This is a genomic window from Limnobacter sp. SAORIC-580, assembly GCF_013004065.1.
Classification (GTDB): domain Bacteria; phylum Pseudomonadota; class Gammaproteobacteria; order Burkholderiales; family Burkholderiaceae_B; genus Limnobacter; species Limnobacter profundi.
On sequence record NZ_CP053084.1, the window covers coordinates 585,333 to 601,560 of the forward strand.

At 53.7% G+C, this 16,228-nt stretch carries 17 protein-coding genes; 6 read left to right on the forward strand and 11 right to left on the reverse strand.

Annotated elements, in window-relative coordinates; all coding sequences use genetic code 11:
* Positions 1–96: 96 nt before the first annotated feature.
* The 3 genes from HKT17_RS02745 to HKT17_RS02755 all read right to left on the reverse strand — a co-directional run bounded on the left by HKT17_RS02745 (position 97) and on the right by HKT17_RS02755 (position 2,300).
* On the reverse strand, positions 97–1,251 hold the full coding sequence (locus HKT17_RS02745; protein ID WP_205882481.1) for a CsgG/HfaB family protein: 1,155 nt from the start codon (positions 1,249–1,251) through the stop codon (positions 97–99).
* A 41-nt stretch (positions 1,252–1,292) separates the two neighbouring features.
* Positions 1,293–1,613 (reverse strand): hypothetical protein, encoded by a 321-nt coding sequence (locus tag HKT17_RS02750; RefSeq protein WP_146106631.1) that lies wholly within the window; start codon positions 1,611–1,613, stop codon positions 1,293–1,295.
* Between the two features lie 99 nt (positions 1,614–1,712).
* Positions 1,713–2,300, reverse strand: coding sequence for a hypothetical protein (locus HKT17_RS02755; RefSeq protein ID WP_171097649.1), 588 nt, complete (start codon positions 2,298–2,300; stop codon positions 1,713–1,715).
* Positions 2,301–2,509: 209 nt separating this feature from the next.
* Here HKT17_RS02755 and nadA point away from each other — a divergent pair, with 209 nt between their 5' ends.
* The gene (gene nadA / locus HKT17_RS02760; protein ID WP_503559579.1) at positions 2,510–3,661 is read left to right on the forward strand and encodes a quinolinate synthase NadA; all 1,152 of its coding nucleotides are present in this window, start codon (positions 2,510–2,512) and stop codon (positions 3,659–3,661) included.
* Positions 3,658–4,524, forward strand: a complete 867-nt coding sequence (gene nadC, locus HKT17_RS02765; protein WP_105028222.1) for a carboxylating nicotinate-nucleotide diphosphorylase — start codon at positions 3,658–3,660, stop codon at positions 4,522–4,524. Before nadA ends, nadC begins: the two co-directional genes overlap by 4 nt.
* Before the next feature lie 66 nt (positions 4,525–4,590).
* On the opposite strand, the gene nadB is transcribed toward nadC, so the two are convergent.
* From nadB to thiS, 5 genes are all read right to left on the reverse strand, one after another.
* Positions 4,591–6,192: an L-aspartate oxidase gene (nadB, locus tag HKT17_RS02770; protein ID WP_171097651.1), complete on the reverse strand. Its 1,602-nt coding sequence runs from the start codon at positions 6,190–6,192 to the stop codon at positions 4,591–4,593.
* Between the two features lie 105 nt (positions 6,193–6,297).
* Positions 6,298–8,301, reverse strand: coding sequence for a putative bifunctional diguanylate cyclase/phosphodiesterase (locus HKT17_RS02775; RefSeq protein ID WP_171097652.1), 2,004 nt, complete (start codon positions 8,299–8,301; stop codon positions 6,298–6,300).
* A gap of 90 nt (positions 8,302–8,391) precedes the next feature.
* Positions 8,392–9,096 carry a tRNA (guanosine(46)-N7)-methyltransferase TrmB gene (gene trmB / locus HKT17_RS02780; protein WP_171097653.1) on the reverse strand — a complete coding sequence of 235 codons (705 nt, stop codon included), beginning with the start codon at positions 9,094–9,096 and terminating at the stop codon, positions 8,392–8,394.
* Positions 9,093–9,908, reverse strand: a complete 816-nt coding sequence (locus HKT17_RS02785; protein ID WP_171097655.1) for a thiazole synthase — start codon at positions 9,906–9,908, stop codon at positions 9,093–9,095. The genes trmB and HKT17_RS02785 overlap by 4 nt, the downstream gene beginning before the upstream one ends.
* A gap of 31 nt (positions 9,909–9,939) precedes the next feature.
* Positions 9,940–10,140, reverse strand: coding sequence for a sulfur carrier protein ThiS (gene thiS, locus HKT17_RS02790; protein ID WP_198006816.1), 201 nt, complete (start codon positions 10,138–10,140; stop codon positions 9,940–9,942).
* A gap of 144 nt (positions 10,141–10,284) precedes the next feature.
* On the opposite strand from thiS, the gene arsS reads away from it, so the two are divergent.
* Positions 10,285–11,241 (forward strand): arsenosugar biosynthesis radical SAM (seleno)protein ArsS, encoded by a 957-nt coding sequence (gene arsS / locus HKT17_RS02795; protein WP_171097656.1) that lies wholly within the window; start codon positions 10,285–10,287, stop codon positions 11,239–11,241.
* On the opposite strand, the gene HKT17_RS02800 is transcribed toward arsS, so the two are convergent.
* Together HKT17_RS02800 and HKT17_RS02805 are read right to left on the reverse strand one after the other, a co-directional pair.
* Complete coding sequence (locus HKT17_RS02800; protein ID WP_171097659.1) at positions 11,205–12,572, reverse strand: hypothetical protein; 1,368 nt, start codon at positions 12,570–12,572, stop codon at positions 11,205–11,207. The genes arsS and HKT17_RS02800 overlap by 37 nt on opposite strands.
* 21 nt (positions 12,573–12,593) lie before the next feature.
* Complete coding sequence (locus HKT17_RS02805; RefSeq protein ID WP_008249735.1) at positions 12,594–12,758, reverse strand: rubredoxin; 165 nt, start codon at positions 12,756–12,758, stop codon at positions 12,594–12,596.
* Between the two features lie 93 nt (positions 12,759–12,851).
* Between HKT17_RS02805 and thiD the strand changes: the two genes are divergently transcribed.
* Genes thiD through hemL form a run of 3 tightly spaced genes read left to right on the forward strand, consistent with a single transcriptional unit; the run spans position 12,852 to position 15,675 of the window.
* Entirely contained in the window at positions 12,852–13,685 is an 834-nt protein-coding gene (thiD, locus tag HKT17_RS02810) for a bifunctional hydroxymethylpyrimidine kinase/phosphomethylpyrimidine kinase (RefSeq protein WP_171097661.1), read from the forward strand.
* Positions 13,663–14,364 carry a thiamine phosphate synthase gene (gene thiE, locus HKT17_RS02815; RefSeq protein ID WP_171097664.1) on the forward strand — a complete coding sequence of 234 codons (702 nt, stop codon included), beginning with the start codon at positions 13,663–13,665 and terminating at the stop codon, positions 14,362–14,364. Before thiD ends, thiE begins: the two co-directional genes overlap by 23 nt.
* A gap of 15 nt (positions 14,365–14,379) precedes the next feature.
* Entirely contained in the window at positions 14,380–15,675 is a 1,296-nt protein-coding gene (gene hemL, locus HKT17_RS02820) for a glutamate-1-semialdehyde 2,1-aminomutase (RefSeq protein WP_171097666.1), read from the forward strand.
* A 55-nt stretch (positions 15,676–15,730) separates the two neighbouring features.
* Here the strand turns inward: hemL and HKT17_RS02825 are convergent, their stop codons facing one another.
* On the reverse strand, positions 15,731–16,135 hold the full coding sequence (locus HKT17_RS02825; RefSeq protein ID WP_040512746.1) for an MAPEG family protein: 405 nt from the start codon (positions 16,133–16,135) through the stop codon (positions 15,731–15,733).
* Positions 16,136–16,228: the final 93 nt, after the last annotated feature.

Consider the following 16,228-nt stretch of genomic DNA (forward strand, 5'->3'; position numbering starts at 1 on the left):
GTAAAAAACCCCATTAAAAAAGCCTCAAGTACTCTTGAGGCTTTTTTGTTGGTGCGCTGCGTATTGCTTACTCCGCAACCGTTGTTACCCAATTGCTTATCGAATCTGTGGTCGACTGCCCCACAGCAGTTTTTCCTGCATTTCACGGGTGGTGTTGCTAGTCGATTCCTGCGGTGCGGTTTGCGCGTTGCTGCCACTGCCAAACAAGCCTTTCAACTCAGTTACCTCGCTTTGTGATGACGCGGTGGAGGCGTTCTCAATGCTTGCTTCGCGAATGATTTCTCCGGTGTAGGGGTCGATCACAATGCTGGGGTCTTGCCCTGCCGAGGTTGAAGCGGGTGGAGGGGTTAGCACGATTGAATTGTTGCTGCGCTGTTTGGCTGGCGTATTCATGGCGGCTTGATTGCTGCGCAATTCGCCGGGTTTGGCTGTGCTTAATCTTGCACAGCTTTGTGCTGACAAATTGTTCATCTCGGTCAGCATATTGAACACCGCATGTTCAATCACCATGCGAACACCTTTTTGAATTGGCTCTTGCGTTCGTTCAGCGGCATTCACATCGACCAGGCCATCGCTGAACAGGCGGAAGTAACCCCCATTCAATTCAGTGCCAATAATCTGTTTTTGAAGGCTTTGTGTGTTCACCACTTCAAGTGTTTTGGTGTTCACTACACGCAGATCAACTGCTACGTTCATGACAAAGTAGCGGGCTGCCGCGCCGATGAAGCGAATGGATGACTCCAGGCTGCCACTGCGAATGTTGTAGTTCACCTCGGTGATGCCACCCACGATGTGATAGTCAGAGCCTGGCAGCGAACCTGAAAAAATTTGCCGATGTGCTTTGCTGTCCGGGTTGTCGGTGATCAACTTGTTGTCGGAGTACTTCAATTCCATGTCGGCAATCGAGGTGTCGAACCGCTCAACCATGGGCACCCCGGTTTTTGCCAAAGCAGAAATAACCATTAAGGCTGCACCTTGGGTGATTCGTTTTCCGTTGACCAGGTCTTCTTTTCCCGTGAAATCACTGACCCGCCCGACTGCAAACCGTTTTGCATTGGGACCTCGGCCGCCTACCATGGGTCTCAGGCATTCCAGTGCAGGGCTGTAGCGGGTTGTATTTTCTACCACGCTTGCTCCGTCGAAGGGGCTGACGTACTCCGCTTCACTGAAGGAGGGTAGCGTTGTACATGCACTGGCCGATGCGGCAAGCATCGAGATGAATGCAAATTTTGGAAGCGGATAGCGGGACATAGTGGGCCTTTGTGTATTCAAGAGCAGTAAGTGACTTTGGATCAGAAGCCGCCATCAATCGTGGCGTTCTGAGCGCCATTGTTGATTTGTGTGGCATTAATGACAACGGTGTTGTTGTTGCCGTCGGTTTGTACATTGATCAAGTTGCCGATTGCGGTGGCGGCGAACCCCCAGCCTGGAGAGTCAACTTGGGTGCGGTTGAAATTCGCGTCGCGGCGTGTGCCTGCGGGTGAGTCGATGTCGGTGACGCTGCGCATGCCAAAAGGTGTTTCGAATGAACTGACATTGCCTTCAAAGGTTTGTGCGTGTGCGCTGCCAAGGCCCAGGGCAAGAGTGGCAAAACAAAGTTTGAGTAATTTCATTCGATGGTTTCCTTGGTATTTCCGGATGGGATTTATGGGGTTGGGTTTGCCCCAAGCGACCTTTGGCTGTAGGTTGTCGCCTAGGGCAAAAAAGTTCAATTAAGGACGTGCGCCGCCAATTGAAATGTTGTTGCCAACTGCGGTAGCTGACGCTGTGAGGCGGGTTGGATCCCAACGGTATTCAGCCACAGCCACGTTGTCGCTGACGTTGCACTGAGCCACTGACAATTCGGCCAGGCTTGTGTTGTCAAGATTCAGGCTGAAGTTGTTGCCAATTGAAACGGCTTCAATGAGAACTTCGCCGGTTTTTGATGTGCTCCGCTGGGACAGGTTGACTGACGCCAGTTGATCGCCATAGTTGCTTTGGGACACATGGCGAACAGGAACTTTGGATGATGAACTGAGAGAAATGGCAATGTTGTTGCCCACGGCCTGGGCTGAACCAGTGATATCGCCGTTGTCGCGCATGACCACGTTTTGTAGATCAACGATTGCAGCATTGGTGCCGGTGTTGCTTTGAATGAAAATGCCGTTGTGGTTTGGGCTGAGGTAATAGCTGCTGTCAAATTCAACATTGGCATCGATTTCAACTTGACAGTCATTGCCTTGACAGGTGGCCTGTGCAACTGAGTGCATGGACAACAATGCAGCCAGAATGGACAAGGATTTAAGGGATTGCTTCAACATGTGGAGTGCTCCAAGAGTATTGATGAGGGCTAAAAAGACAACGTGCTTCGGGCATTTGGGCAACGAGCGCTGTCGCATTAATGAAAATGCTCCCTTTGAGTGACGGGGAGCACTCAAAAGTTCAGATCGTTCTTCGTTCTGGATTCCCGGGATTTTCTGGGGCCAAGGGAGTAAAATGCGTGTTTTCCTTGTCACCAACCGAGCGTTCCGTGAATCAAGTAGACATCAAGCCTGTTGAGTTCGATTTGCCCTCACAGGCCAGCCCCTCCACCAGTTGTAAACCCTCCCAAGCGTGGGCCCGTGTGCCCCAGCAACCGGGGCCCGACGAAAGGGCTGCTTTGAAGGCGGAGATCAAGGCTTTGCTGAAAGCCCGTGATGCCGTGTTGGTGGCGCATTATTACGTGGACTCTGAATTGCAAGACCTGGCTGAGGAAACCGGCGGTTGTGTTTCAGATTCCCTTGAAATGGCGCGTTTTGGGCGCGAGAGCAAGCAGCAGAACCTGGTGGTGGCGGGCGTGCGATTCATGGGTGAAACAAGCAAGATTTTGAATCCCGAGAAACGCGTATTCATGCCAGACCTGGATGCCACATGTTCACTGGACCTGGGGTGCCCCTCGGAAGAGTTCAACGCGTTTTGTGATCAACACCCCGATCGCACAGTGGTGGTGTATGCCAACACAAGTGCTGCCGTGAAGGCGCGCGCAGACTGGATGGTGACCTCAAGCATTGCCTTGGACATTGTGGGCCATTTGCATGCACAGGGGCAAAAGCTGATTTGGGCACCCGATCGGCATTTGGGGCAGTACATCCAAAAACAGACTGGTGCCGATATGTTGCTGTGGCAGGGCTCGTGCCTGGTACACGACGAGTTCAAGGCTGAAGAACTCAAAATGCTGAAAGCCCAGCACCCGCAGGCCATGGTGTTGGTGCACCCGGAATCGCCAGCCGATGTGGTGGCACTGGCCGATGTGGTGGGTTCGACCACTCAGCTGATCAAGGCCACGCAAACCCCAGGTGTTGACACCTACATTGTGGCCACTGACAACGGAATTTTGCACAAAATGCGTCAGTTTGCACCGGGTAAAACCTTGATTGAGGCGCCTACCGCGGGCAATTCAGCCACTTGCAAAAGCTGCGCCCATTGCCCCTGGATGGCCATGAATGGTTTGAAAAACCTGCGCGATGTGTTGAAGACCGGGTTTGATACCGGCTTGGGCGAGGTGCATGTGGACTCCGCGCTGGGCAAACAGGCTTACCGTTGCATCGACCGAATGCTGGATTTCGCGAAAACACATGGTATTTCCGGGCCGCGTGGCCAGGGTCGCCTGGAACAGGCACACAAGGGAGTGGGGCCAGCATGAGCCGTTCAGAACTCTTTCAATCGTTTGGGCCGGCGCTTGAGCTGGCCTTGCTGAAAAATGTGCATGATGCGATTGCCGAAGACATGGGCAATACAGACTGGACCGGTCTGTTAGTGCCCGAGGGCAAGCGCTGCAAGGCGCAGCTGCTGTGCCGCGACAAGGCGGTGGTGTGTGGGCAGGACTGGTTCAACGGGGTGTTCAATGCACTGTGCCCGGATGCTTTGGTGCGTTGGCAAGTGCCTGAGGGGTACGAGGTTCAGCCTGGCACAGTGGTGTGTGAGATTGATGCCCATGCCCGGCCTTTGCTGACGGCCGAGCGTTCAGCGATGAATTATTTGCAGTTGCTTTCTGCAGTGGCTACCCGAACACGCCATTTTGTGCGCCTGATTGAAGGCACAAAAGCATCCATTCTGGATACCCGAAAAACCTTGCCCGGCATGCGTTTGGCTCAAAAGTACGCTGTGCGGGTTGGGGGCGGTTTGAATCAGCGCTTGGCGTTGTACGACGGTATTTTGATCAAGGAAAACCACATTGCGGCTGCGGGAGGAATTGCCCCGGTGCTGGCCAATGCCGATGCCTTGGGTGCGCCGCATGTGAGTGTGCAAATTGAGGTTGAAAGTTTGGTTCAGCTTGAGGAGGCGCTACAAGCTGGTGCCAAGTCGGTGCTACTGGACAACTTTGGGCTGGAGGCCATGCGTGTGGCCGTTGAGGTGAACAAAGGCAGGGCTATTCTGGAAGCATCAGGCGGGGTAAACGAGCACACGGTGCGAGCCATTGCCGAGACTGGTGTGGACCGCATTTCGATCGGGGCGCTCACGAAAGACGTTACGGCGGTGGATTATTCGCTTCGAGTAATGGAGTGAGCGCGAATTGTTGGTTTGGTGCGTCAACCCGACGGGGTTGTCCGATTCCCTTGAAATCACGCATATTCATTTTTTCTTGGGTCGTTGCAACACCGTGGGGAATGCTTTGGGCAGGGTGCCCGGGTAGTCGGCACTGAAATGCAAACCACGGCTTTCCTTGCGGCTTAGTGCGCTGGTCACGATCAAATCGGCCACGTCCACCAGGTTGCGCAATTCCAGCAAATCCCGGCTTACGCGGAAGTTGCTGTAGAACTCCAGAATTTCGGCACGAAGCAATTGGATGCGGTGCTGCGCCCGTTCCAGGCGTTTGTCGGTTCGTACAATGCCCACGTAGTTCCACATGGTCTGGCGAAGTTCTGCCCAGTTGTGGGAAATCACCACCTCTTCATCTGGGTCGGTAACCCGGCTTTCGTCCCAATCCGGCAGTCCCATGGTTTCGCGGTTGGGTTTGGTCAAAATGTGGTTGGCGGCAGCTTGCCCCAATACCACGCATTCCAGCAGGCTGTTGCTGGCCAGCCGGTTGGCACCGTGAAGGCCTGTGTAGGCTGTTTCGCCCACGGCATACAGGCCGGGAATGTCGGTGCGGGCATTGTGGTCGGTGACCACGCCACCGCAGGTGTAATGCGCAGCAGGCACAACAGGAATGCCTTGCTTGGTGATGTCGATGCCCAGTTCAAGGCAACGTTTGTAAATGGTAGGGAAATGTTTTTTCAGTTTCTCAGCCGGTTCATGGCTGATGTCCAGGTACACGCAATCCAGGCCGCGTTTTTTCATTTCAAAGTCGATGGCGCGCGCCACCACATCACGCGGTGCCAGTTCTGCCCGTTCGTCGTGCTCGGGCATGAAGCGTGTGCCATCGGGCAGTTTCAGCAAACCACCTTCGCCGCGCACCGCTTCGGTAATCAAAAAGCTTTTGGCATAGGGGTGGTACAGGCAGGTGGGGTGGAACTGGATGAATTCCATATTGGAAATTCGGCATCCTGCACGCCAGGCCATGGCAATCCCGTCACCCGTGGCTGTGTCGGGGTTGGTGGTGTAGTTGTACACTTTGCCCGCGCCGCCGCAAGCCAGCACAATGTAAGGGCAGGTCAGGGTGAGTACGCGTTGCGATTGTTCGTCCAGAACGTAAGCACCCAAAATGCCGGCCTTTTTCTCGCTTAGCCGGTCGCCGGTGATCAGGTCGATCACCATGTGGTGTTCAAACAATTGAATGTTGGGGTGGTTGCGCGCTTTGGCTTCCAGCGTGGTTTGTACTGCATCGCCTGTGGCATCGGCCACGTGCAGGATTCGCCTGCGGCTGTGCCCGCCTTCTCGGGTCAGGTGGAACCCGTTGGGTTCGGTATTGCTGGGGCCTTCTTCGTCTTCGCGAGAAAACGGCACACCTTGTTCCACCAACCAGTCGATGGATTTGGATGCGTTTTCCAGAATGAATTGCACGGCATCACGTTCGCACAGGCCGCCACCCGCTACCAGGGTGTCTTGCACATGTTCGGCCACGCTGTCGGCAGGGTCGCGCACAGCGGCAATGCCACCTTGGGCCCAACGGCTTGCCGAGTCGGAAACTGAGCGTTTGCAAATAATGGCCACTTTGAGCTTGTCGGCCAATTGTAGGGCGGTGGTTAATCCTGCCAAACCACTGCCAATGATGGCGACATCGAACTGTTTCATTTTCACGGTGATGCTTTGAATGTGTGAATTGTCATGCTCACATCATATCGAAGCCGAGGGTGCCCGGGTCAAATACGACCAATTTTGATGTGCTATTTGAGCCGTTTAGAGGTGTTGGACCAGCTGGTCGTGGTTGCCAACCAGGTGTTTCAGTTTGAATTCGTCAAACGGCATGGGTTTGGACAGCCAGAAGCCTTGAACATAGTCGGCCCCCAGCTTTTTAACCAGTTCGTATTCGGACTGGGTTTCTACACCTTCGGTGGTGACCAGCAAGCCCATGATGTGGCCCATTTCGATGGTTGATTCAAGAATGATCTGACCATCCGTGTCCAGGTCTGCGCCCTGCACTAGTGAGCGGTCAATTTTCAATTCGGTGACCGGGAAGCGCTTCAAATAGGCCAGTGAGGAGTAGCCCGTGCCAAAGTCATCCACCGCGATTTGAAAATGCATGGCAGCCAACTGATTGAGTATGTCCAACGCTTGCTCTGGGTCTCGCATGGCTGCACTTTCAGTGATTTCCAACACAATATGGCGCGAGGCATCGGGTTGCTGCTTATGCAAAGTTTGCATGAAATCAATCAGGCTGAAATCTTCCAGATCCATCGCGGAAAGATTGACTGACAACCTGATGTTTTGATTGGCACACAGCGTAATGATGGCGTAGGTTTGTTTGAGAACCAGGCGCGTAATGTCGCGGATCATGCCGGTTTGCTCGGCAAGTTCAATAAAGGCCCCAGGCGCAATCAAACCGTGAACAGGGTGGTTCCAGCGCAAGAGCACTTCCGCCTGGTTAATGCTGTTGGTGCGCAGGTTCAATTTGGGTTGAAAAAACAGGCAGAATTCGTTGTCTGTAATGGCTTTGCGCAGTTGGGCAATCAGTTCAAGCCGATTGGCCGAACGCTGTTCAAGCCGCGCCTCGAAAACAATGCTGGTTTGGCGTGTTTTTTTGGCCAGTTGGCGAGCAATTTCAGCCCGGCGCATTAGCGTTTCGGGGCATTGACCGTGCTCGGGATAGTGCGCAAGGCCCGCATGGCTTTGAATGTCCAGTTGATAGTTCTGTACCCGCAGTGAACCATGCAACATGCGTTTCAGGGTGTGTTTTTTCAGCATGCTTTCCAGCAATTCTCGTGGCAAAAGCATGCAGAAAATATTGCCTTCAAGACGCGCAATCACCAGGTTTTCCTGGCAAATGCGACTGGCTTTGCGTGCCACTTTAACCAACACTTTGTCCGCAACATCATGCCCCAGCACTTCATTGATATTGTCCAGGTTGTCGATTCCCCAAATCACAATGCTCAACGGTTCGCGGGCGCTTTGCGTACGTTCTCGCAGGGCAAGGGTTAAATACGCGCGGTTGTCCAGCCCCGTCAATTGATCTTTGTAGGCGGTGCGCCGAATCACCTTGTCGCGTTCTTGCAGGCTCTTCGCCATGTGGTTGAAGGTGAACGCCAGCTGGTTGATTTCGCCAATGGAGCTTTCAGGAAGTCGCCAATCGTAATTTCCCTCGGCCATGAGTTGCGCGCTGGTGGTAATTTCTCCCAGGGGTTGGGTGATGGACTGACTGATCCAGCGACTGCACAAGGTGCTGATGACCAGTACCAGGGCGGTAAGTCCAAGAATGTCTTCAACTTGCATGTTGAGCAGTGAGGCATTTGGAATGTGCGTGGCCCACAGGATGATTGTTTGATTCGCAGCGTCTTCCAGGGGCAGCATGGCCTGAAGTGCGTGCAGGCGAACGCCGTTTTCGCACTTGAATCGCTGAATTTTTGATTCCGATGGGGCTTGGGAAAGTTCACAATCTTTGGGCCAGTGCAGTGTGCCTTGTGCACCCTCAATATTGCCGGAGTGGTAATACACCGGCGTCATGGCCATTGCGTGGTTGTGCCCGGAGTGGTCCTTGTGGTCAATGGCTTGGGCTTTGGCAATGAGCAATTGATCTATGCGTTCGGCATGTTGTGCACTGAACTGATTATTCAAAATGGCGTAAATGCTAAGTGACAGGGCCAACAGCGCTGTAACGCAAACCAGTAACGTGCGTGAGTTAAGCGAGATGACGGTGCTGTTGGCGATCAGTGCGCGCAACAGCCCGTTTTTTTGCGATGAAAGCATGCCGTGTTGAATTTACGAGGTTGAGCCTGATTAAAGCAAATTCAGGCGCAGCAAGGCATACCGCAAGAGGGGAGGTCTGTTTGAACCGTGTCAGCGAACACGGTAGAGAAGGTCCCAGACACCGTGGCCAAGTTTCAATCCGCGATTCTCGAACTTGGTCAGAGGCCTGTCATCGGGCCGTGGCGCAAAGGGTGTTGACGCCACATTCTGCCAATCGGGCGCCACGCTGAGTACATCGTGCATGTGGTGGGCGTAATTTTCCCAGTCGGTGGCACAGTGCAGCACCCCGCCAGGTTTCATCTTTTTCGCTAGCTTTGCCACAAATTCAGCTTGGATGAGTCGCCGTTTGTGGTGGCGGGCCTTGCGCCAGGGGTCGGGAAAATACAGCAACACTTTGTCAAGGCTGGCATCGGGAATCATGTCGCGAAGTACATCGACCACATCATGGGAAATGATCCGAATGTTTTCTATGCCCTCTTCTTCAATCTTCTTGATCAGCGACCCCACACCGGCGGTATAAATTTCAACACCCAAGTAGTTTACATGGGGGTGTGCCTTGGCAATTTTTGCGGTGGTTTCGCCCATGCCAAAGCCGATTTCAAGCCAATTGGCTTGGCCTTGTGTGCCCCATTGCTTGTCGAAATCAATGTGGGTTTGTGGGCTGTAGGCGATGCCCCACTTGGGCATGCCTTCTTCCACGGCACGTTCCTGGGCGCGTGAAATATGCCCCCGACGTTTCACAAAACTTTTGATGTGCTGGTCGCGAAACGGATTGTCGGGGGTTTGGTCTGTCATTTTGAACTGGAGGAAATAACGCCTTCCACAGGGGAAGAGGGGCTGGCCGTGTAAAACTTTTTCGGCATTCTACCCGCAAGAAAGGCATCGCGACCGGCCTGTGTGGCCAAACGCATGGCACGGGCCATTTGCACCGGGTTTTGTGCCTTGGCGATTGCGGTGTTCATCAATACGCCAGCACAACCCAGTTCCATGGCGATGGCGGCATCGGACGCCGTGCCCACACCGGCATCCACAATCACGGGCACCTGTGCTTTTTCCAGAATCAGGTTGATGTTCCAAGGGTTCAAAATACCCATGCCAGAACCAATGAGCGAGGCCAAGGGCATGATGGCCAAACAACCCACATCCTCTAGCTTGCGGGCGTAAATGGGGTCGTCGGAACAATACACCATCACGTCGAAACCATCGGCCACCAGTTCTTTGGCGGCAATCAGTGTTTCTTCCATGTCGGGGTACAGATTGGTGGGGTCGCCCAGCACCTCGAGTTTGCACAGATTATGGCCATCCAGCAGTTCACGACCCAGGCGCAAGGTGCGCACCGCATCTTTGGCGGTGTAGCAACCGGCCGAGTTGGGCAGGTAGGTGAATTTGCTGGGGGCAATGTAATCGAGCAAGCTGGCTTCACCTGCATTCTGGCCAATGTTGGTGCGGCGTATGGCCACTGTCACAATTTCAGCGCCACTTTCAGTGATTGCCTCGCGGGTTTCGTCGAGGCTGGCGTATTTACCGGTGCCCACCAGCAAGCGGCTGGTGAATTCACGGCTACCTACTTTCCAGGTGTCGTTGTGCTTTTCAGTTGAGGTGTTCATGAGGGTACTGCTCCTGATTGGTACTGATTGTTTAGCCACCACCCACAGCAACCACAATTTCCAAGCTGGCCCCGGCGTTCAGTGGCGTGGTGGCGTGCTGGCTTTTGGGCACAATTTCGCCATTCAGTTCGACAGCGATGCGCTTGCCGGTCAGTTTGAGGCTTTCCACAAGGTGCGCCACAGTGCTGTTCTCGGGCATTTCACGATTTTCACCGTTGACTGTAACTTGAATCATGGCTTGAGCGAATGAGCTTGTGTAAGTTTGTTACTATCGATTAACGCGATAATCAAACCGGATCAATCTTGCTTGCAAGCCTTGATTCTCTCATTATCTGAAAACGAAATAACCAAGCGGCGCACAGAAACCGGAGCCTACATGCACTCAGTAGTTCATTTGTTGAAAAGTACCACCTTCCCCAGCGTGAAGCGCTTGAACCTGGAAACCATTCAGGTGAATCTGGGTTACCTGTGTAATCAAAGCTGTACCCACTGCCATGTGAATGCAGGCCCCAATCGCACCGAGCTGATGCAAGACGAGCAAATTGACCAGTTGATTACCCTGATGAATCAGGGCTGGGTGAAAAAACTTGATTTGACCGGTGGTGCTCCGGAGATGAACCCGCGCTTCAAGCGCCTGGTGGTGGCTGCGCGCAAAGCAGGTGTGCATGTGATTGACCGGTGCAACCTGACCATTTTGAGTGAGCCAGGCTATGAGGATTTGGCTGAATTTCTCGCTGAAAATGAAGTTGAAATTTTTGCATCCTTGCCTTGCTACCTTGAAGACAATGTGGACAAGCAACGCGGCAAGGGTGTGTTCGATGCCAGCATTGCAGGCCTGCAAAAACTGAATGCACTGGGTTATGGTGACAAGCTGCGTTTGACCTTGGTGTTCAACCCACAAGGTCCTTCATTGCCACCCCCGCAAGAAGCACTGGAAGCCGATTACAAGGCTGTGTTGTTCGAGAAGTTTGGCATTCGCTTCACCGGCCTGGTGACAATCACCAACATGCCGATTGCCCGTTTTGGCAGTACCTTGATCAGCAAGGGCACGTTCGAGACCTATATGAACACGCTGAAAGGCGCATACCGGGAAAGTAACCTGGCGGCGGTGATGTGCCGCAGCTTGGTGTCGATTGACTACGAAGGCACGCTGTACGATTGCGACTTCAACCAGCAACTGGGTTGGCCTGTGCGCGATTCACAGGGCAGGGCGCTGACGTTGGCTGATTTGACGCAGACCGCGCTTGATTCCATCGAAGTGGTGGTGGGTGACCATTGCTATGGCTGTACCGCGGGTCAGGGCAGCAGCTGCGGTGGTGCCTTGGCTGCTTGATTGTTTGGCGAGGCCAGTGCTGTGTGCTGGCTTTGTTCCATCAGGCGTTTGGCCAGGCGAAGGGCGCTTTCTGATTCTTGCGATGCAGATTCGGCCACCTGTTCAACCTGGCTCAGCAGGTTAGACCACGCGGTTTGATTCACAGCCATGTACTCGGCCAGCTTGTTTGATTCATGCTGCCCGGCATTTATTTTTTGGCTGGCCAACACCAAACCCTCAATCGATTCTTTCAGGGCCTGTTGGCTTTGCTCGACCAGTTGCTGCAATTGCCGGTTGTTTTCGGGTTCGGTCAGGGTCAATTCCATTTGTGAGGAATCCAGCCGGCCCAGCAGCTGGCGGCTGACCTCGCCGGCTTTCCGCAAGCCCTGCGCAGCGCTTCGAATGTCAGCGCGCAAACCTTCAAGTTGGGTTTGCATGATTTCCATGTGGTTTTCGGCTTTGGCGTTGCGTTGCTCGCTGTTCAAGGTTGATTTCACCACTTGGGTGCCTTGGGTAGACAGCTGGTGAAATGATTTTGCAAACTGCAATACCGCCCGCCCGCTCTGGTTCAGTTCTTCAAGTTGTTGGCCAATTTGCATCAGCGTGCCGCGATGCTCCAGTTGCTGATTGCTGGTCAGCGCTTTCAGCACACCTTCAAGGGCCGCGTGGGCTCCCTCCCGTTTCTGGTCGTTTTCTTGTTGGCTATGCAATGCGCGGCTCAACATTTGTACGCGGCGACCCAGGGCAAGTGTTTTTCGATGGGTGTTCCATTGAACGCCCAAGGCAAAGCCAATCGAAGCCAGCAAGGTCGCAAGGCCGAATACCAAGACAAGGTAACCGTTGGTGGCTTGGGCAATGTGTGCTTTGAGTTGGGCCAGTTTCGGCAGTGTGTCCAGCCTAAGCTGTGTCTCCAGCTGGCGCTGGGTTTCCAGATCTGAATTGATGCCGGCCACGGGGCGCGACAGTGCTTCAATGCTTTGAGTCAGCAACACTTGCAGGGTTTGGCTGTGCAGGGCACCGAACCACTGAATTCCCTTGTTTTGCTGGCTGACCTCTTGACCCAAACCCAGCAGGGCCTTCAGGCCCTGAGGTTGAACGGTTTCACTGCCTGGGCCATTGAGGGCCAGCAATTCTTGTTGAATGCGACCTTCAACCAAATTGATTTGGGCCAGCTGTGTATTGCGAATGTTGTCCGATTGGCTTTTGGCGAACAGGCCTACCGTCAACAAAACCAGGGCTGCGATCAGCAAACCTGCTGAAAACTGCCCTAGCTGCCGAACAAACTTGGGCCTGACCGGCGTTGGGGCGTGGTCTTCAAACGCTTTGGCGGGGTCGGCTTGTGGTTCGGTCATTGATCCATTGGTTTTCGGAGTTTAGATTTGAGTCATCTCGAAATCTTCTTTGCGGGCGCCACATTCCGGGCAAACCCAGTTTGGTGGAACATCTTCCCATTTGGTGCCAGGGGCAATGCCTTCGTCGGGCACGCCAGCCGCTTCATCGTATACCCAACCGCAAATCAAACAAATCCAAGTATTCATTCTGAGCTACTTCCAGAAAAAAAATTGCAACGGGTGGATAATACTGAGTTTGGCAGCCGACTACAAAGGTTGTCGGTCTTTTTTGGGTTTTGAATGACACTGACTGTACCCTTGGTGCTGACCTTTTCAGCATCAGATCCCACTGCTGGCGCGGGTTTGCAAGCCGATGCCTTGACTGTTTCCGCACTTGGCGCACATCCCCTGACCATTCTGACCGGGCTGACAGCCCAGAACACGGCGGGAGTGGCGCGCTTCGAGGCGTGTACCCCCGACTGGATTGATGATCAACTCACTGCCTTGCTGGACGATGGCATTTCGCCCAGTGCCATTAAAACCGGGGTGTTGGGCAGCACGGCGGCTGTGGCAGCGGTGCTGAAAGCAAAAAGCCTGTGGCCTTCGGTGCTGTTGGTTGTAGACCCTGTAAGGGCCTCCGGCCGGGGCGATGCCTTTGGCGGACAAGGGCTGTTCGACTGCTACAGAAACCAGCTGTTCCCTGCGGTCGATTTGCTGACCCCCAACTGGCCCGAGGCACAGGCATTTACCGGAGCACAAACGGTGGATGAAGCCGGTGAGCGCCTTTTGAAAATGGGATGTAAGGCTGTGTTGTTGAAAGGCGAGCACCTGGAGTCCGGCGATATTGTGAATCGTTTGTATAGGCCTGGTCAGCAGGTTGTTGAATTTCCTTGTGAACGCCTGCCAGGTCAATATCATGGCTCGGGCTGTACCTTGGCCAGTGCCTGTGCCGTTGGGCTTGGTCAGGGTTTGAGCGTTCAAGAGGCTGTAGAGCTGGCACTGGAATACACTTGGCAAGCCCTCAGTTGTGGTTTTGTGGTGGGCAAAGGCCAGTTGATTCCCGATCGCATGCACTTGATGCAACATTTGGAAGACGATGGCTATGACAGTGATGAGAACACGATTGAAGAATGAACTGGACACTCGACTGAGCACGCGACTGATCAAGGGCGTTTACGCCATCACGCCCGAGCGCTCGGCCCTGTGGACTCCTGACGCAATCGTTGATTGTGTGGCGGCGGCGCTGGATGGAGGGGTACGTTTGTTTCAGTGCAGGCAGAAAAATTGGCACCAAGCGGAGTTGATCGAATTGGTCGGGCAGCTTGATGCCCTGTGCGAGAAGTACGATGCCGCCCTGATTTTGAATGATGTGCCCTCTGAGGAGTTCGCGAAGTTTGAGGGTGGTGCGGTGGCTGGCGTGCATTTGGGTAAAACCGATGAGGCCATTCTGAAGGCGCGAAGCAGCCTGGGAAGTAAATGGGTGGTGGGTGCTTCTTGTTACAATCAGTTTGAAATGGCCGAACAGGCCGTGCGTGACGGTGCCAGTTACGTGGCTTTCGGGGCCATGTACCCAAGCGCCACCAAACCCAATGCAGTGCGCGCTGAACTCGATTTGTTTGGCAAGGCTCGCAGTCTGGGTGTGCCGGTTGTGGCCATTGGTGGAATTACGATTGAGCGGGTACCCGAATTGATGAAAGCTGGCGCACATGCCGTGGCTGTGGTCAATGGTTTGTTTGGAATGGAACCCAATGCTGAGCAGGTTTGTAGTGTGGCACAGCAGTGGGTTGAGGCAGTCAATGGATGCCATCAATAATTTGGAGTTTCAAGAATGAGTAGTCAGGAAGTGAGCCAAAACGAAGTGCTGTTTGAACGTGCTCAGAAAACAATTCCCGGTGGTGTGAATTCGCCTGTGCGCGCATTCCGTTCCGTGGGCGGTACACCCCGTTTCTTCAAGCGTGCCAATGGTCCCTATGTGTGGGATGCCGATGACAAACGCTACATTGATTACATTGGCTCTTGGGGCCCTGCCGTGTTGGGTCATGCGCACCCTGAAGTAATCAAGGCAGTGCAAGACGCCGCAGTGGGTGGCTTAAGCTTTGGTGCACCCACCGAGGGTGAAATCGTGATGGCCGAAACACTGTGCGACATGCTGCCTTCACTGGAACAAGTTCGCTTGGTGAGTTCTGGCACTGAGGCCACCATGAGCGCCATTCGTTTGGCACGTGGCTTCACCGGCCGCGACACCATTGTGAAATTTGAAGGTTGTTACCACGGCCATGCAGACAGCTTGCTGGTGAAAGCGGGTTCCGGTTTGCTGACCTTTGGCAACCCAACCTCGGCCGGTGTGCCTGAGGATTTTGCCAAACACACCCGCGTGCTGGACTACAACAATGTGGAGCAACTGCACGAGTTGTTCAAAGCCAGCGGCAGTAGCATTGCCTGTGTCATCGTTGAGCCGGTTGCGGGCAATATGAATTTGATCAAACCCACCCGCGAATTTCTGAATACCTTGCGCGAATTGTGCACCCAGCACGGCGCAGTCTTGATATTTGATGAAGTGATGACAGGTTTTCGTGTGGGGCCTCAAGGTGTGCAGGGCGTATATGGCATTACGCCCGACTTAACCACCTTGGGTAAAATTATTGGTGGTGGCATGCCCATGGGTGCTTTCGGTGGTCGCAAGGACATTATGGCGTGCATTGCACCCCTCGGCCCTGTTTATCAAGCGGGTACCTTGAGCGGCAACCCGGTTGCAGTGGCAGCAGGTTTGACCACCATGTGTTTGTTGAAGCAGGAAGGCTTTTACGAGAAGCTGGAAACCCAAACCCGCAAATTGGTTGAAGCGTTTAACCAGGTGGCCTATGCCCACGGCGAAACCTTTTGTGCAGACAGCATTGGTGGCATGTTCGGCATTTACTTCAGCGAGAAAGTGCCCACCAGTTTTGCGGAAGTGAGTGCATCGAACCGTGATCGTTTCAACAAGTTTTTCCATGCCATGCTGGATGCAGGTGTGTACCTGGCACCTTCGGCTTACGAGGCAGGGTTTGTATCTGTAACACACGACGATACCGTGATCGAGGCCACCAAGGTAGCCATCGACAAAGCGTTTGCTGCGATTCAGTAAAAAAAACCGCCTTGGCTACAAACCAAGGCGGTTTTTTTGATTCTCGTGTAGCCGCTTAACAGACCAGCAAATACACCATGTACAGCGTAATAAACACCTGAAGCAAGAAGAATGTGGCTCGCAGGAACACCTGAATGAACGAAGTACCGCTGATGTGTACCACGCTTTGCGCAATGCGAGCATAGAGTACGAAGGCAGCCAAAGCATTGATAGCCTCAACCTCACCCATCAGCCCGGCCATGGCCACAACACCCGCGAATACCGGAAAGTTTTCCAGACAGTTCAGGTGCGCTGATTTTGCGCGTTGCAAGAACAACGGGTCGGTGGATTCTTTGCCACGCTCCCAGCTGTCGATACGTTTTTGGCCTAGCAAGGCTTGTGGCACGCGAGGTAGGGCGTAGAACAATGCCAGAACCAGAATCCAGCCGGCGTAAAGCAATACGGTGGTGTAAGCGTTCACTATTTTGTCTCCTTCTTGTATGGGGTTAAGTGATGAAAATTCACCGCTGATTATGGGTGAAGGCACATGCACTGACCATCATAAGTTCGGACA

Excerpts from the sequence above, each read along its gene's own strand:
- HKT17_RS02745 (WP_205882481.1), bottom strand. The coding sequence starts at position 1,251 with ATGTCCCGCTATCCGCTTCCAAAATTTGCATTCATCTCGATGCTTGCC.
- HKT17_RS02750 (WP_146106631.1), bottom strand. The coding sequence starts at position 1,613 with ATGAAATTACTCAAACTTTGTTTTGCCACTCTTGCCCTGGGCCTTGGC.
- HKT17_RS02755 (WP_171097649.1), bottom strand. The coding sequence starts at position 2,300 with ATGTTGAAGCAATCCCTTAAATCCTTGTCCATTCTGGCTGCATTGTTG.
- nadC (WP_105028222.1), top strand. The coding sequence starts at position 3,658 with ATGAGCCGTTCAGAACTCTTTCAATCGTTTGGGCCGGCGCTTGAGCTG.
- nadB (WP_171097651.1), bottom strand. The coding sequence starts at position 6,192 with ATGAAACAGTTCGATGTCGCCATCATTGGCAGTGGTTTGGCAGGATTA.
- HKT17_RS02775 (WP_171097652.1), bottom strand. The coding sequence starts at position 8,301 with ATGCTTTCATCGCAAAAAAACGGGCTGTTGCGCGCACTGATCGCCAAC.
- trmB (WP_171097653.1), bottom strand. The coding sequence starts at position 9,096 with ATGACAGACCAAACCCCCGACAATCCGTTTCGCGACCAGCACATCAAA.
- HKT17_RS02785 (WP_171097655.1), bottom strand. The coding sequence starts at position 9,908 with ATGAACACCTCAACTGAAAAGCACAACGACACCTGGAAAGTAGGTAGC.
- arsS (WP_171097656.1), top strand. The coding sequence starts at position 10,285 with ATGCACTCAGTAGTTCATTTGTTGAAAAGTACCACCTTCCCCAGCGTG.
- HKT17_RS02800 (WP_171097659.1), bottom strand. The coding sequence starts at position 12,572 with ATGACCGAACCACAAGCCGACCCCGCCAAAGCGTTTGAAGACCACGCC.
- HKT17_RS02805 (WP_008249735.1), bottom strand. The coding sequence starts at position 12,758 with ATGAATACTTGGATTTGTTTGATTTGCGGTTGGGTATACGATGAAGCG.
- thiD (WP_171097661.1), top strand. The coding sequence starts at position 12,852 with ATGACACTGACTGTACCCTTGGTGCTGACCTTTTCAGCATCAGATCCC.
- thiE (WP_171097664.1), top strand. The coding sequence starts at position 13,663 with ATGAGAACACGATTGAAGAATGAACTGGACACTCGACTGAGCACGCGA.
- hemL (WP_171097666.1), top strand. The coding sequence starts at position 14,380 with ATGAGTAGTCAGGAAGTGAGCCAAAACGAAGTGCTGTTTGAACGTGCT.